Genomic DNA, 14,692 nt, shown 5'->3' with positions numbered 1-14,692 from the left:
CGGCTCCCTCAGTAACCCAGATAGGATTTGCGGATTTCTTCGTTGTTCGCGATGTCCTTGGCCTTGCCCGACATCACGATGCGCCCGGTCTCGATCACATAGGCCTGGTCGGCGAGCTCGAGCGCGAGCTGGGCGTTCTGCTCGACCACCAGGATCGAGACCTTGTCCTCGCGGTTGATCTTGCCGAGGATGCCGAACAGGTCGCGCACCACCAGCGGCGCGAGGCCGAAGGAGGGCTCGTCGAGCAGCATCAGCCGCGGTCGCAGCATCAGCGCGCGGGCGACCGCGAGCATCTGCTGCTCGCCGCCGGAGAGCGTGCCGGCCTGCTGGGTATGGCGCTGCTTCAACACCGGGAAATGCGCGTACATGCGCTCGATGTCGGAGACGATGCCGGCGCGGTCCTTGCGGGTGATGGCCCCGAGCTGGAGGTTCTCTTCCACCGTCATGTTGGTGAAGGTGCCGCGGCCCTGCGGCACGTGGGCGATGCCGAACCGCACGATGCTCTCGGTCGAACGGTTGTTCAGCGGCTTGCCTTCGAACTCGACGCCGCCGGTGGAGCGCACCATGTTGCAGATCGCGCGCAGTGTGGTGGTCTTGCCGGCGCCGTTGGCGCCCAGCAGCGTCACGAGCGAGCCCTCATTGAGCGAGAAGGACAGGCCATGGAGCGCCTGGACCTGGCCGTAATAAGCGCGCAGGTCCTTGACGTTGAGCAGTGGCGTCATTGATCCTTGCTCCCGAGATAGGCCTTGATGACGTCCGGGTCCGCCTGCACCTGGGCGGGCGTGCCTTCCGCGAGCTTCTTGCCGAAATTCAGCGCGACAACGTGGTCGGCGATCGACATCACGAGGCCCATGTGATGCTCGACCAGGAGCACGGTCATATGGCGCTCGTCGCGGATTTTGCGGATGAGGTCGCCGAGCACATGAACTTCCTCGTGGTTGAGGCCGCCGGCGGGTTCGTCGAGCAGCAGGATCTTCGGATCGGCCGCCAGCGCACGCGCCAGTTCGACCCGCTTCTGCGTACCGAACGGTAGGCCGGACACGACGGTATGGGCGACGTCCTCGAGGTCGAGGTAAGCAAGGATCTCGTGCACCTTCTTGTTGATGCTGGTCTCGCTGCGCCGGACCCAGGCAAGCTTCAGGGAGTCGCTGATAATGTCGCTCGAGGTCTTCGAATGGGCGCCGACGCGGACGTTGTCCATCACCGAAAGGTTGGGAAACAGCGCCACGTTCTGGAAGGTGCGGCCGATGCCGATCTCGGCGATCCGGTGCGGCGGCCGCGTCAGGATGCTCACGCCGTCCATCAAGATGTCGCCGGACGACGGCTGGTACAGCCGCGACAGGCAGTTGAAGAGCGTGGTCTTGCCGGCGCCGTTCGGGCCGATCAATCCGAGGATGGCTCCCTTGTGCATGTCGAAGGACACGCCGTTGAGCGCGACGATGCCGCCGAACACGACGCTGACGTCGCGAACCGCGAGCAGGGGCGATGTACCCTGCGCGAGCTGTGCCTGCGTCATCTCGTCTCGCTCACGACGTACAGTGAGCGATGGGGCGATGCGAGCCGCTCCCGATGATGACAAAGGCTATCTGAATCCCTCGGCCACACGCGCAACTTTTCCTCCTGATTTCAGCTTTTTGCTGATGTCTTTTTTTGAATGCGGCATCAGACCCCCGAGCGCCGCCTCGATGTTCCTTACCATCGCTAAGAGACGCGGTCCAATGTCGTTGATCAAACGCTCTTCCGTGAAACGGAATGCGGGCGCGCCGCAATTGAATGCGTAAGGCCCGGTTCCGTCGTTGAGCTTGAGCGCGACGCCGGCGGCGCCGATGTCGTCGTGCCAATCGCCGACCGAAATCGCAAAGCCGTATTTCGCGACCGTTTCGCCGGAACGTTCCAAGCCCTCGCGCATCTTCGGCCAGCGGCTGCCGTAATGTTCGCGCAGGATGCGCGACACTTCGGCGCGACCTTCGTCATCGAGTGCCCAGAAATAGGCGCGGCCCATCGCGCTGGTTGCAATCGGCACGCGCGAGCCGACGTCAAGTTGAACGCCGACAGTCTCGCTGCCGCGGCTCTGCCCGAAATAGATCATGCTGTGGCGGTCACGGCCGCCGACGGCGACGGCGCCGCCGGTCGCGCGCATCACCTCTTCGCGGAACGGCTCGGACAAATGCCGAACGCCCAGATTGGCCAGCGCCGCGTAGCCGAGCGACATCGCTGCCGGGGCGAGCTGGTACTTCTCGAAGCGAGGAACCGGCGTCAGATAGCCAAGCTTGGTCAGCGTGTAGGTCAGCCGCGACACGGTGGGCTTGGGCAGATTGGTGCGGGACGCAATCTCCTGATTGCCCAGCAGGCCGTCATTGGGTTGGAACGCGCGCAATACTTCCAGTCCGCGGGAAAGCGCGACGACGAAATTCCGATCGGTCGCGGTCTTCTTTCCTGTACGCTTCATCCCTGATCTGCTTCTTGCGCGGAGTCGTTGACAACGTCCGTGCTTCAAAATAACCCTGCCGTCAAGATGCGGAATTAAATTCCGCAATGCGAAATCGAATAAAAGTAAATCCCCACCAAGGAGGGACACCGTGAGCGAAGTGGTCAAGCTTGAGCGTCATGATGAAGTCGGGATCGTCACGGTCAACAGCCCGCCGGTCAATGCGCTGAGTGCCGCAGTCCGCGGCGGCATCCTCGAGTGCATCAAAGCCGCGATCGCCGATCCCTCCATCAAGGGCATCGTGCTGACCTGCGCCGGTCGCACCTTCATTGCCGGTGCCGACATCACCGAGTTCGGCAAGCCGCCGAAGCCGCCCGCGCTCAACGACGTGCTGTCCGAGATCGAAAACTCGCCCAAGCCGGTCGTTGCCGCGATCCACGGCACCGCGCTCGGCGGCGGCCTCGAGGTCGCGCTGGCCTGCCATTTCCGCGTCGCGGTGAAAGAGGCCAAGCTCGGCCTGCCCGAGGTGAAGCTCGGACTTCTGCCCGGCGCCGGTGGCACCCAGCGCCTGCCCCGTGCGGTGGGCCCGGAGCTTGCGGTCAAGATGATCGTCGGCGGCGACCCGATCGGGGCGGCGGAGGCGCTGAAGAACGGCCTGATCGAGGAGATCGTCGAGGGCCCGGCCTCCGGCGGCGAGGCTTTCGTGCGCAAGCTGCTCGCGGAGAAGCGCCCGCTGCGCCGCCTGCGCGACGACGATTCCAAGCTCGCAGCCGCCAAGGCCGACCGCTCGATCTTCACCAATGCGGTCGCCGCCATGACCAAGAAGTCGCGCGGCCTCGAGGCGCCGTTCGCCGCCGCCGATGCCGTCGGCTACGCCATCGACCTGCCGTTCGACGAGGGCCTGAAGAAGGAGCGCGAGGGCTTCCTCAAGCTCGTCGCCAGCGACCAGTCCAAGGCGCAGCGTTACGCCTTCTTCGCCGAGCGCGAGGCCAACAAGATCGCGGGCGTTCCTGAAGGCACCAAGCCGCGGCCCGTGAACCGCGTCGCCATTCTCGGTGCCGGCACCATGGGCGGCGGCATCGCGATGTCCTTCGCCAATGCCGGCATTCCCGTCACCCTGATCGAGACCGGCGAGGAGCAGCTCAAGCGCGGCATGGGCGTGATGCAGAAGAACTGGGAGGCGACCGCCGCGCGCGGCGGCATCCCGGCCGATGCGCCCGCCAAGCGCATGGCGCTGATCAACGGCGTCGTCGGCATCGAGAATGTCGGCGATGCCGATCTCGTCATCGAGGCCGTGTTCGAGACCATGGCGGTGAAGAAGGAGGTGTTCGGCAAGCTCGACCAGTACGCCAAGCCGGGCGCCGTGCTCGCCTCCAACACCTCCTATCTCAACATCGACGAGATCGCGAAGTCGACCAAGCGTCCGCAGGACGTGCTCGGCATGCACTTCTTCTCGCCGGCCAACGTCATGAAGCTGTGCGAGATCGTGCGTGCCGACAAGACCGCGCCGGATGCGCTGGTGACTGCGGTGACGATCGCGCGAAAAATCGCGAAGGTGCCGGCCGTGGTCGGCGTCTGCGACGGCTTCGTCGGCAACCGAATGCTGGCCCAGCGCGGCAAGCAGTCCGAGAAGCTGCTGTTCGAGGGCGCGCTGCCGCAGCAGGTCGATGCCGTCGTCACCAAGTTCGGCATGCCGATGGGCCCGTTCGCGATGAGCGATCTCGCCGGCCTCGACATCGGCTGGCGCTCGCGTAAGGACCGCGGCATCAAGTCGGAGATCGCGGACGCGCTGTGCGAGGCCGGCCGCTTCGGCCAGAAGACCGGCAAGGGCTATTACAAGTACGAGCAGGGTTCTCGTGCGCCGCTGCCCGACCCTGATGTCGAGAAGCTGATTGACGAGACCTTGCTGCGTCTCGGCCGCAAGAAGCGCGTCGTCAGCGACGAGGAGATCCTCGAGCGCATGATGTATCCGATGATCAACGAGGGCGCGAAGATCCTGGAAGAGGGCATCGCCGCGCGTCCCAGCGACATCGACGTGGTCTGGCTCTACGGCTATGGCTGGCCGATCTATCGCGGCGGCCCGATGTTCTGGGCCGACAGCGTCGGCCTCAAGCACATCGCCGATCGTCTGGCCTTCTACGCTAAGGAGACCAACGATCCGAGCCTCGAGCCCGCCCCGCTGCTGAAGAAGCTCGCCGCGGAGGGCAAGACGTTTGCGTCGCTGGCTGCGGAGTCTAAAGCAGCGTGATCGGGGCTTCGTCCCAACCTTCGTCATTCCGGGATGCGCCGCAAGGCGCAGGCCCGGAATCCATAACCCCAGCTGGTGGTTATGGATTCCGGGCTCGCGACTTCGTCGCGCCCCGGAATGACGGTCTGTGTTAGTTGTTCGCTCGAGCAATCAGGAAAATGACCCATCCCGGCGAACAGTTTTATCCCGAGGGCGTGCGGTGGGACGACCCCATCGTCCAGGGCACGCTGCCGGACCTTCTCGCCAAGGCCGCCGCCGATTACGGCCCGCGCACCGCGCTGGAATTCCGCGACCGGCCCATCAGCTACACCGAGCTCGCAAGCTTGGCCGATCGTGCCGCCGCGGCGTTCCTGCGCGCTGGCATCGGCAGGAACAGCTCGGTCGCGCTGTTCCTCGGCAACACGCCCGATCATCCCGTCAGCTTCTTCGGCGCGCTGAAGGCCGGGGGCCGCGTCGCGCATCTGTCGCCGCTCGACGGCGAGATCGCGCTGACGCACAAGATCACCGATTCCGGCTCGCGCCTGCTCGTCACCTCCAACCTCCAGGCCCTGCTGCCGACCGCGCTGAAATTCCTGGAGAAGGGCCTGATCGACAAGCTCGTCGTCTGCGAGGATGATCATTGGGGCAAGGTCGGCACGCCGCAGGCGGCGATCCCCGACGATCCCCGCATCGTCACCTTCGCGGCCTTCGTCGAGGGCGCCACCGCGCCGGCGCAATGGCCAGTCGTTGCGGCCGACGACGTCGCGCTGCTGCAATATACCGGCGGCAGCACCGGCCTGCCGAAGGGCGCGATGCTCACGCACGGCAATCTCACCTCGGCGGTGTCGATCTACGACGTCTGGGGCAGGCCGGCCCGCGCCGCCCGCGGCGAGACAATCGAGCGCGTGATCTGCGTGCTGCCGCTGTTCCACATCTACGCGCTCACGGTGGTGCTGCTGTCCTCGCTCCGCCGCGGCAATCTGATCTCGCTGCATCAGCGCTTCGACGTCGAAGCCGTGATGCGCGACATCGAGGTCAAGCGTGCAACGTATTTCCCAGGCGTGCCGACGATGTGGATCGCGATCGCCGCGCTGCCCGATCTCGACAAACGCGATTTCTCCTCGCTGGTCACCATCGGCTCCGGCGGCGCGCCGCTGCCGGTGGAGATCGCGAGCTTCTTCGAGCGCAAGGTCGGCAAGAAGCTGAAGAGCGGCTGGGGCATGACCGAGACCTGCTCGCCCGGCACCGGCCATCCGCCCGAGGGCCCCGAGAAACCGGGCTCGATCGGCCTGATGCTGCCCGGCATCGAGCTCGACGTCGTCGCGCTCGACGATCCCAGGCGCGTGCTGCCGCCGGGCGAAATCGGCGAGATCCGCATCAAGGGCCCGAACGTCACCAAGGGCTACTGGAACAAGCCGGAGGGATCCACTGAAGCCTTCGTCGATGGCCGCTTTCTCACCGGCGACATCGGCTATGTCGATGCCGACGGCTACTTCTTCCTGGTCGACCGCAAGAAGGACATGATCATCTCCGGCGGTTTCAACGTCTATCCGCAGATGATCGAGCAGGCGATCTACACCATCCCGGGCGTGCACGAGGTGATCGTGCTCGGCATTCCCGATCCCTATCGCGGCGAAGCCGCCAAGGCCTTCATCAAGCTGAGGCCCGAGGCAAAGCCGTTCACGCTCGACGAGCTGCGCGCGCAGCTTGCCGGCAAGCTCGGCAGGCACGAATTGCCGGCCGCGGTCGAATTCGTCGATGACCTGCCGCGCACGCCGGTCGGGAAATTGTCGCGCCACGAATTGCGCCAGCAGCAGAAATCGTCTTCCGGGATTCGCGCTGCTGATGCCCCCGCAATGACGAAAATGAAGTAACGTTTCACAGGAGGATCCAATGGATCTCGCATTCACGAAAGAAGAGCAGGCGTTTCGCGACGAAGTGCGGCAGTTCTTCCGCGACAACGTGCCGCCGGATACGCGGCGCAAGCTGGTCGAGGGCCGTCACCTCTCCAAGGACGAGATGGTGACGTGGTGGCGCATCCTCAACAAGAAGGGCTGGGGCGTCAGCCATTGGCCGAAGGAATATGGCGGCACCGGCTGGACCAGCGTGCAGCACTACATCTTCAACGAGGAGCTGCAGTCCTATCCGGCGCCGCAGCCGCTCGCCTTCGGCGTCAGCATGGTCGGCCCCGTCATCTACACCTTCGGCAACGAGGAGCAGAAGAAGAAGTACCTGCCGCGCATCGCCAATGTCGACGATTGGTGGTGCCAGGGCTTTTCGGAGCCCGGCTCCGGCTCCGACCTCGCCTCGCTCAAGACCAAGGCCGAGCGCCGTGGCGACAAATGGATCATCAACGGCCAGAAGACCTGGACCACGCTCGCCCAGCACGCCGACATGATCTTCTGCCTCTGTCGCACCGACAACAACGCCAAGAAGCAGATGGGCATCTCCTTCATCGTGTTCTCGATGAAGTCGAAGGGCGTCACCGTGCGCCCGATCCAGACCATCGACGGCGGCCGTGAGGTCAACGAGGTCTTCTTCGATGACGTCGAGGTTCCCTACGAGAACCTGATCGGCGAGGAGAACAAGGGTTGGGACTACGCCAAGTTCCTGCTCGGCAATGAGCGCACCGGCATCGCCCGCGTCGGCGTCTCCAAGGAGCGCATCCGCCGCATCAAGGATCTGGCTTCGAAGGTCGAGTCCGCCGGCAAGCCGATCATCCAGGATCCCGCCTTCCGCGAGAAGCTGGCGGCCTGCGAGATCGAGCTGAAGGCGCTCGAGCTCACCCAGCTGCGCGTCGTCGCCGACGAAGGCAAGCACGGCAAGGGCAAGCCCAATCCGGCCTCCTCGGTGCTGAAGATCAAGGGCTCGGAGATCCAGCAGACCACCACCGAGCTGCTGATGGAAGTGATCGGCCCGTTCGCCGCGCCTTACGACGTGCACGGCGACGATGGCTCGAACGAAGCCATGGACTGGACCGCCCAGATCGCGCCGAGCTACTTCAACAACCGCAAGGTCTCGATCTACGGCGGCTCCAACGAGATCCAGCGCAACATCATCGCCAAGGCGGTGCTGGGGCTGTGATCTGCCACCTCACCGCGACCGCGGGGAGGGCAATTTCAACCGTCATTCCGGGGCGCGACGAAGTCGCGAACCCGGAATCCATAACCCCGATCGGGAGTATGGATCCCGGGCTCGCGCTACGCGCGCCCCGGGATGACGAAGCCAAATAAGTCCGGGTACGAGGAACCAAAGAAATGGATTTTGATCTGTCCGAGGAGCAGCGGCTTCTCAAGGAAAGCATCGACGGCCTGCTGACCGATTCCTACGATTTCGAGCAGCGCAAGAAGTACATGGCGGAGAAGGGCGGCTGGAGCAAAACGGTCTGGCTCAAGCTCGCCGAGCAGGGACTTTTGGGCCTGCCCTTCAGCGAGGCTGACGGCGGCTTCGGCGGCGGCGGTGTCGAGACCATGATCGTGATGGAAGCGCTCGGGAAGGCGCTGGTGCTCGAGCCCTATCTGGCGACGGTGGTGATCGGCGGCGGCTTCCTGCGTCATGCCGGCACCGATGCGCAGAAGGCCGCGCACGTGCCCGGCATCATCGACGGCAGCAAGACGCTGGCCTTCGCCCAGCTCGAGAAGAACTCGCGCTACGATCTGTTCGACGTCGCCACGACCGCGAAGAAGAAGGGCGATGCCTACGTGATCGACGGCGAGAAGTTCGTCGTGCTGAACGGCGAGAACGCCGACACGCTTCTAGTCACCGCGCGCACCAAGGGCGACCGCCGCGACAAGTCAGGCATCGGCGTGTTCCTGGTCCCCGCCAATGCCAAGGGCGTCGCGAAAAAGTCCTATCCGACCCAGGACGGCCTGCACGCCGCCGACATCACCTTCACCGGTGTCGAGGTCGGTCCCGACGGCGTGCTCGGCAATCCCGAGGATTCACTCGCACTGATCGAGCGCGTGGTGGACGAAGCCCGCGTCGCGCTCTGCGCCGAGGCGGTCGGCCTGATGGACGAATCGCTCAAGACCACGGTCGAGTACATCAAGACGCGCAAACAGTTCGGCGTCGCGATCGGCTCGTTCCAGTCGCTGCAGCACCGCGCCTCCGACATGTTCGTCGCCACCGAGCAGGCGCGCTCGATGTCGATGTTCGCGACCATGGCGAACGACTTCGAGGACGCCAAGGAGCGCAGCAACGCGATCGCCGCGGCCAAGGTGCAGATCGGCAAGTCGCTGAAATTCGTCGGCCAGCAGTCGATCCAGCTCCACGGCGGCATCGGCATGACCATGGAGGCCAAGATCGGCCACTACTTCAAGCGCCTCACCATGATCGAGAACACCTTTGGCGACACCGACTACCACCAGCGCCGCGTCGCGGATGCGGGCGGGTTGATCTGACCTGTCATCCCGGGGCGCGCGAAGCGCGAGCCCGGGATCCATCGGGCGGCAATACGTGCGGTGAAATGGATTCTCAGATGCGCAATTGCGCATCGTAGTTCGCGCTATGCGCGCCCCGGAATGACCAGGAGGAGGCAACAACAATGAAGAACACCCCGTTCGATCTCACCGGCAAGGTCGCCGTGGTCACCGGCTCCAGCCGCGGCATCGGCCGCTCCTCCGCCGAGTTGCTCGCCAAGTTAGGCGCCAAGGTGGTTGTCTCCTCGCGCAAGGCCGACGCTTGCAAGGAAGTCGCCGACGGCATCAATGCCGCTGGCGGCGATGCCATCGTCATTCCCTGCAACATCGCGCGCAAGAACGAGGTCGAGGCGCTGATCGCGGGCGCGACGAAGCATTACGGCAAGATCGACATTCTCGTCTGCAACGCCGCCGTGAATCCCTATTACGGCCCGCTGCTCGAAATCACCGACGAAGCCTTCGACAAGATCATGGGCTCGAACGTCAAGAGCAACATCTGGCTCTCCGCGCTCGCGATCCCGCAAATGGCCGAGCGCGGCAAGGGCTCGGTGATCATCATCTCCTCGATCGGGGGCCTGCGCGGCTCCACCGTGATTGGCGCCTACGGCATCTCCAAGGCCGCCGACTTCGCGCTGTGCCGTTCGCTCGCCGGCGAATGGGGTCCGAAAGGCGTCCGCGTCAACTGCATCGCGCCCGGCCTGGTCAAGACCGACTTCGCCCGCGCGCTCTGGGAAGACGAAGCCAATCTGAAGCGCCGCACCGCCACCACGCCGCTCCGCCGCATCGGCGAGCCCGACGAAATCGCCGGCGCCGTCGCCTACCTCGCCTCCGACGCCTCGAGCTTCATGACCGGCCAAACCATCGTCATCGACGGCGGCGTGACGACGGCGGCGGTGTAGGGTTCTTCCCCTCTCCCCTTGCGGGAGAGGGTGGCATAGGCGGCCTTCGGCCGCCGTTCTCAAGAACGCCGATGCTTCGCATCGGCTATGGCGAAGCGGCGAGACGGGTGAGGGGTATCCCTCCGCACGTGACTCTTTTGCGGCTGTGTTCGCCGAAGCATACCCCTCATCCGGCGCCGTAGCCGAAGCCTTGCTTCGGCGTTCTTGAGAACGGCGGCCGACGGCCGCCTATGCCACCTTCTCCCACAAGGGGAGAAGGAAGGGCAGCGGCCCCCACTGATCCAAACCTTGACCTTCTGCCTCCAATCCGCTCCCTTTGGCGCGACACAATGACCCCTCCAGGGAAGACGCCCAAAGAAAACGCCAAGGTATCCGCCATGTCTTTCGTCCTCGCCATCGACCAGGGCACCACCTCCTCGCGCGCGATCGTGTTTCGCGGCGATATTTCCATCGCGGCGAAGGCGCAGGCCGAGTTTCCGCAGCACTTTCCGGCCTCGGGTTGGGTCGAGCACGAACCGGAGGACATCTGGACCTCGACCGTGATGGTCTGCCGCGAGGCGATCGAGCACGCCGGCATCAGCGCAAAGGATATCGCCGCGATCGGCATCACCAACCAGCGCGAGACCACCGTGGTGTGGGATCGCGCGACGGGGCAGGCCGTGCACCGCGCCATCGTCTGGCAGGACCGCCGCACCGCCGACATCTGCGCGAAGCTCAAGGCCGACGGCCGCGAGCCCGTGATCTCTGAGAAGACCGGCCTGATCATCGATCCCTATTTCTCCGGAACGAAAGTCGCCTGGATCCTCGATCACGTCCCCGGTGCCCGCGCCCGCGCCGCGCGCGGCGAACTGATGTTCGGCACCATCGATTGCTATCTGCTCTGGCGCCTCACCGGCGGCAAGGTGCACGCCACCGACGCCACCAACGCCTCGCGCACGCTGCTGTTCAACATCCACACCGGCGCGTGGGACGACGAGCTCCTGGAGATCATCGGCGTGCCACGCTCGATGCTGCCCGAGGTGAAGGATTCCTCCGCCCGCTTCGGCGAGAGCACGCCGGACCTGTTCGGCGGCCCCATCGTCATCGCCGGCATCGCCGGCGACCAGCAGGCCGCCACCATCGGCCAGGCCTGCTTCCGCCCGGGCATGATGAAGTCGACCTACGGCACCGGTTGTTTCGCGCTGCTCAACACCGGCACCACGCCCGTCGTCTCCAAGAACAAGCTGCTCACCACCGTCGCCTATCAGCTCGATGGCAAACGCACCTACGCGCTGGAAGGCTCGATCTTCGTCGCCGGCTCCGCCGTGCAATGGCTGCGCGACGGCCTCGGCATCATCAAGCATGCCGCCGAAACCGGACCGCTTGCCGATCAGTCGGACTCCATGCAGAGCGTCTACCTGGTCCCCGCCTTCGTCGGCATGGGCGCGCCCTATTGGAATCCGCGCGTCCGCGGCGCGCTGTTCGGCCTCACCCGCAACACCGGCCCCGCCGAGCTCGCCCATGCCGCGCTGGAAAGCGTCTGCTACCAGACCTTCGATCTCTGGGCCGCAATGCGCGCGGACTGGCCGAGTTCGGAAACCGCAAGCGTCGTGCTCCGCGTCGACGGGGGCATGACCGCCTCCGACTGGACCATGCAGCGCCTCGCCGATCTCCTGGATGCCCCGGTCGACCGCCCCGTGATCCAGGAGACCACCGCGCTGGGCGCCGCCTATCTCGCCGGCCTCCAGGCGGGCGTCTATCCCGAGCCGACCAAATTCGCCGACAATTGGCGTCTGGAGCACCGCTTCAAGCCGAACATGAGCCAGGCCACGCGCGAGCGGAAGCTCGCGGGTTGGGCGCGCGCGGTAAAGGGCGTGCTGGCGAGCGACGAGGGGGAGGGGTAGCGGCAAATGTCGTAGCCCGGATGGAGCGCAGCGTAATCCGGGCCCGCTGTCGATGGTGGCACAAATCCCGGATTGCGCTGCGCTCCATCCGGGCTACACCACCGCCTCTACACCGTCATTGCGAGGAGCTCTTGCGACGAAGCAATCCAGACTGCCTCTGCGGAAAGATCCTGGATTGCTTCGCTGCGCTCGCAATGACGGAGTGTGGCGCTGCTGTGGTGCCTCAAACGGCGCCGCCCGCTAACCGCTAACAAAAGAAGAAACGAAGCATGATCGTCCCCGACGGCTATTCCGACGTCCCGAACGGCAAGATCGCCGCAATCGGCACCCATCTGGAGATGACTGCACCGCCCGCGCGCCGCGATGATCCGCCCGGCGCCTGGACCTTGCGCAAGGTCGATGCCCCCGCGCTTCCCTGGTACCGCGATCTCTTCCGCCGCGTCGGCGAGGGCTGGCTGTGGTTCTCGCGCGCGCGCATGACCGACGCCGAGCTCGCCGCGATCATCCATGCGCCTGGAATCGAGGTCTATGCCCTCGTCCTCGACGGCCGAGACGAAGGCCTGCTCGAGCTCGACTTCCGCGAGCCCGGCCAGTGCGAACTGACCTATTTCGGCGTCACCGCTGGCCTCATCGGCACCGGCGCCGCCCGCTTCCTGATGAACCGCGCGCTGGAGCGCGCCTGGTCGCGCGACGTCCGCCGCGTCTGGGTCCACACCTGCACGCTCGACCATCCCTCCGCCGTCGCGTTCTATCAACGCTCCGGCTTCCGCGCGTTTCGCCGCCAGATCGAAGTGGCGGATGATCCGCGGCTTGATGGCACGGCGCCGCGCGATGCGGCGAAGCACGTGCCGACCATTGAATAGGACGGACAGCTATAACATCTCAAATTACCTTCAACCTTCAGGCGCTATCTCGCTCCTCGCGGCCCTCTGCTGCGTTGCAGGATTCGTACAAGGCTACGAATAGTTGTATGATCCTATCGATTTCTCAAGCGAGCGATTCGAAGAATGAAGATTTTTTATGCTTATCCATCGTCGTTGGCGGAAGTGATGCAAGCCATTAAGGGGGCCGGCCGCCTAGTTGCCCAGCGAGGCAATGACATACATCTGCATCTTTGGATCGAGAATGACATAGCCGGACGGCCGCTTACTGACCCCATCTTCGAGCAAATTCACGGCTGCGATGTTCTGTTTGCTGATGTTACGACAGTGAACTTCAATGTCACCTTTGAACTCGGATATCGGCGCTTGCTAACGGCTTATGAAGCTGGCGATGCTGGTGAGGGCGATTTTTCTGAGCGTTTGTTAGCTCTCTCCAGAGAGCTCGCAGCAAAGTTTCAAAATGACTATGGACAGGGACATGACCAACGTCTCACCTCCCAGCAAGTCACCGAACTAGTCTACAAGCACAATGTACGTGAAATTCGTTCGGCTCTTTCAGCATATCTGCGGTTCAAGGGCTCCGTATGGGTGCTTTTTGACAATCTCGATAATCCCCCGCGCTGCCACACCTCGCCATAGGCCAGCACCGGCAGTGAGGGGTCCATCACGGTGTCGCCGGCGCAGATGCGGCTTGCTGCGCCCTTCGCGCTCATCTCGAAGGCGTGGCCCCAGTCGAGCTCGCAATCGGCGGGCCGGCGCGGGCGCACGTCCATGTTCATGATGTCGCAGCGGAGCACGCCCTGTCCGTTGTCGGTGAAGAACTGGCAGGCGATGTTCTTCGACGGCGTCAGAAAGCCGATCGGGCGGTCCTGCGCGTGGGCGGCGCCGATCATCGGCAGCAGGATCGCCATCAGGACCAGTCCGCGCGGTCGCGTCATGTCATTCCCGCTCAGCTCTCGAAAGTCACCGCCGTCGTGTTTGCCCCGCAGACCAGAACTGCGACGCGCTCGGTAGGTGAGGGACGATAGCGGCCGGAGAGCACCGCGGCAAATGCAGCTGCGCCGCCGGGCTCGGCCACGAGGCGCAAGTGCGACCACAGCGCAGCCTGCGCCTGCCGGATCGCATCGTCGCTGACCAGGACGACGCGCTCGACATTTGCCCGCGCGACCGGAAACATCAGCTCGCCGACACGCCGCGGCGCAAGGCTGTCGGCGGCGATGCCGCCGGCCGGCGCATCGACCGGTGCACCCGCCTCGAACGCGGCGTGCAGGGTCGGCGATTGCTCCGGCTCGACCGCGACGATGCGTGTCCGGCCGCCGTACCACGCCGCAATGCCGCCGATCAGCCCGCCGCCGCCGACCGCCACCAGCAGCGTGTCGATGCCGGGCGCATCCTGCTCAAGCTCCAGCCCGACGCTGCCCTGGCCGAGCAGGGTTTCGGCTTGATCGTAGGCATGGACGGCCAGCGCGCCGGTCTGCGCGACATGCGCCTCGCTCGCGGCGAGCGCATCGGCGTAGCGGCTGCCGGCGATCACGAGCTTTGCGCCATAGGTCCTGATCCGCTCGGCCTTGGCCGGCGAGGTGATGTCGGGCACGAAGATCGTGGCGGGAATGCCGAGCCGATGCGCGGCATAGGCAACGGCGGCGCCGTGATTGCCGCCGGACGCGGCGACCACACCGGCCTGCGGCACCTGCCGCAGCAGCAGATTGGCGAAGGCGCCGCGCGCCTTGAACGATCCGGAATGCTGCAGCATCTCGAGCTTGAACGTGACCGGCGCGGCCGGCAGGCCGAAATCGGCGAGGTCGGCCTGAACAAGCGGCGTGCGCCTGATATGCGGACGGATGACCGGCTCGGTCGCCGCAATCCGCTCCCGTGTGATGTCCATTGTCGCTGTCATGATGCCGTCCAGGATAACCCAACTGAGAGTTGACATCAATTAGGTAATTAGCAAAATGG

At 64.9% G+C, this 14,692-nt stretch carries 12 protein-coding genes; 7 read left to right on the top strand and 5 right to left on the bottom strand.

Annotation, left to right across the window (positions count from 1 at the left end; translation table 11 throughout):
* Positions 1-8: 8 nt before the first annotated feature.
* From I6F20_RS12915 to I6F20_RS12905, 3 genes are all read right to left on the bottom strand, one after another.
* On the bottom strand, positions 9-722 hold the full coding sequence (locus tag I6F20_RS12915) for an ABC transporter ATP-binding protein (RefSeq protein WP_035997952.1): 714 nt from the start codon (positions 720-722) through the stop codon (positions 9-11).
* The gene (locus I6F20_RS12910) at positions 719-1,516 is read right to left on the bottom strand and encodes an ABC transporter ATP-binding protein (RefSeq protein WP_035997955.1); all 798 of its coding nucleotides are present in this window, start codon (positions 1,514-1,516) and stop codon (positions 719-721) included. Before I6F20_RS12910 ends, I6F20_RS12915 begins: the two co-directional genes overlap by 4 nt.
* Before the next feature lie 66 nt (positions 1,517-1,582).
* Positions 1,583-2,449 carry an IclR family transcriptional regulator gene (locus tag I6F20_RS12905; RefSeq protein WP_035997958.1) on the bottom strand — a complete coding sequence of 289 codons (867 nt, stop codon included), beginning with the start codon at positions 2,447-2,449 and terminating at the stop codon, positions 1,583-1,585.
* Positions 2,450-2,579: 130 nt separating this feature from the next.
* Here I6F20_RS12905 and I6F20_RS12900 point away from each other — a divergent pair, with 130 nt between their 5' ends.
* From I6F20_RS12900 to I6F20_RS12870, 7 genes are all read left to right on the top strand, one after another.
* Positions 2,580-4,676: a 3-hydroxyacyl-CoA dehydrogenase NAD-binding domain-containing protein gene (locus I6F20_RS12900; protein WP_036021523.1), complete on the top strand. Its 2,097-nt coding sequence runs from the start codon at positions 2,580-2,582 to the stop codon at positions 4,674-4,676.
* A gap of 158 nt (positions 4,677-4,834) precedes the next feature.
* A complete protein-coding gene (gene pimA, locus I6F20_RS12895) occupies positions 4,835-6,529 on the top strand; it encodes a dicarboxylate--CoA ligase PimA (protein ID WP_225126443.1) in 1,695 nt (564 codons plus the stop codon).
* 19 nt (positions 6,530-6,548) lie between these two features.
* Entirely contained in the window at positions 6,549-7,739 is a 1,191-nt protein-coding gene (gene pimC, locus I6F20_RS12890) for a pimeloyl-CoA dehydrogenase large subunit (RefSeq protein ID WP_172784944.1), read from the top strand.
* A 173-nt stretch (positions 7,740-7,912) separates the two neighbouring features.
* The gene (pimD, locus tag I6F20_RS12885) at positions 7,913-9,055 is read left to right on the top strand and encodes a pimeloyl-CoA dehydrogenase small subunit (protein WP_225126441.1); all 1,143 of its coding nucleotides are present in this window, start codon (positions 7,913-7,915) and stop codon (positions 9,053-9,055) included.
* A gap of 143 nt (positions 9,056-9,198) precedes the next feature.
* Positions 9,199-9,972: an SDR family NAD(P)-dependent oxidoreductase gene (locus I6F20_RS12880; RefSeq protein WP_109142412.1), complete on the top strand. Its 774-nt coding sequence runs from the start codon at positions 9,199-9,201 to the stop codon at positions 9,970-9,972.
* 377 nt (positions 9,973-10,349) lie between these two features.
* Entirely contained in the window at positions 10,350-11,855 is a 1,506-nt protein-coding gene (glpK, locus tag I6F20_RS12875) for a glycerol kinase GlpK (protein ID WP_225126440.1), read from the top strand.
* 269 nt (positions 11,856-12,124) lie between these two features.
* Positions 12,125-12,718 (top strand): GNAT family N-acetyltransferase, encoded by a 594-nt coding sequence (locus I6F20_RS12870; protein WP_225126439.1) that lies wholly within the window; start codon positions 12,125-12,127, stop codon positions 12,716-12,718.
* Positions 12,719-13,254: 536 nt separating this feature from the next.
* On the opposite strand, the gene I6F20_RS12865 is transcribed toward I6F20_RS12870, so the two are convergent.
* Both I6F20_RS12865 and I6F20_RS12860 read right to left on the bottom strand, forming a co-directional pair.
* Positions 13,255-13,674, bottom strand: a complete 420-nt coding sequence (locus I6F20_RS12865) for a DUF6636 domain-containing protein (RefSeq protein ID WP_225126438.1) — start codon at positions 13,672-13,674, stop codon at positions 13,255-13,257.
* An 11-nt stretch (positions 13,675-13,685) separates the two neighbouring features.
* Positions 13,686-14,669 carry a threonine/serine dehydratase gene (locus I6F20_RS12860; protein WP_225126437.1) on the bottom strand — a complete coding sequence of 328 codons (984 nt, stop codon included), beginning with the start codon at positions 14,667-14,669 and terminating at the stop codon, positions 13,686-13,688.
* Between the last annotated feature and the right edge of the window lie 23 nt (positions 14,670-14,692).

The sequence above is a fragment of the Bradyrhizobium sp. IC3123 genome, from assembly GCF_020193625.1.
In the GTDB taxonomy this organism is placed as follows: domain Bacteria; phylum Pseudomonadota; class Alphaproteobacteria; order Rhizobiales; family Xanthobacteraceae; genus Bradyrhizobium; species Bradyrhizobium yuanmingense.
The sequence above is the reverse complement of the archived record's forward strand: the minus strand, read 5'-3'. Positions and strand labels throughout refer to the sequence as shown.

Coding starts and splice junctions, on each gene's coding strand:
- I6F20_RS12915 (WP_035997952.1), bottom strand. CDS start 722: ATGACGCCACTGCTCAACGTCAAGGACCTGCGCGCTTATTACGGCCAG.
- I6F20_RS12910 (WP_035997955.1), bottom strand. CDS start 1,516: ATGACGCAGGCACAGCTCGCGCAGGGTACATCGCCCCTGCTCGCGGTT.
- I6F20_RS12905 (WP_035997958.1), bottom strand. CDS start 2,449: ATGAAGCGTACAGGAAAGAAGACCGCGACCGATCGGAATTTCGTCGTC.
- pimA (WP_225126443.1), top strand. CDS start 4,835: ATGACCCATCCCGGCGAACAGTTTTATCCCGAGGGCGTGCGGTGGGAC.
- pimC (WP_172784944.1), top strand. CDS start 6,549: ATGGATCTCGCATTCACGAAAGAAGAGCAGGCGTTTCGCGACGAAGTG.
- pimD (WP_225126441.1), top strand. CDS start 7,913: ATGGATTTTGATCTGTCCGAGGAGCAGCGGCTTCTCAAGGAAAGCATC.
- I6F20_RS12880 (WP_109142412.1), top strand. CDS start 9,199: ATGAAGAACACCCCGTTCGATCTCACCGGCAAGGTCGCCGTGGTCACC.
- glpK (WP_225126440.1), top strand. CDS start 10,350: ATGTCTTTCGTCCTCGCCATCGACCAGGGCACCACCTCCTCGCGCGCG.
- I6F20_RS12870 (WP_225126439.1), top strand. CDS start 12,125: ATGATCGTCCCCGACGGCTATTCCGACGTCCCGAACGGCAAGATCGCC.
- I6F20_RS12865 (WP_225126438.1), bottom strand. CDS start 13,674: ATGACGCGACCGCGCGGACTGGTCCTGATGGCGATCCTGCTGCCGATG.
- I6F20_RS12860 (WP_225126437.1), bottom strand. CDS start 14,669: ATGTCAACTCTCAGTTGGGTTATCCTGGACGGCATCATGACAGCGACA.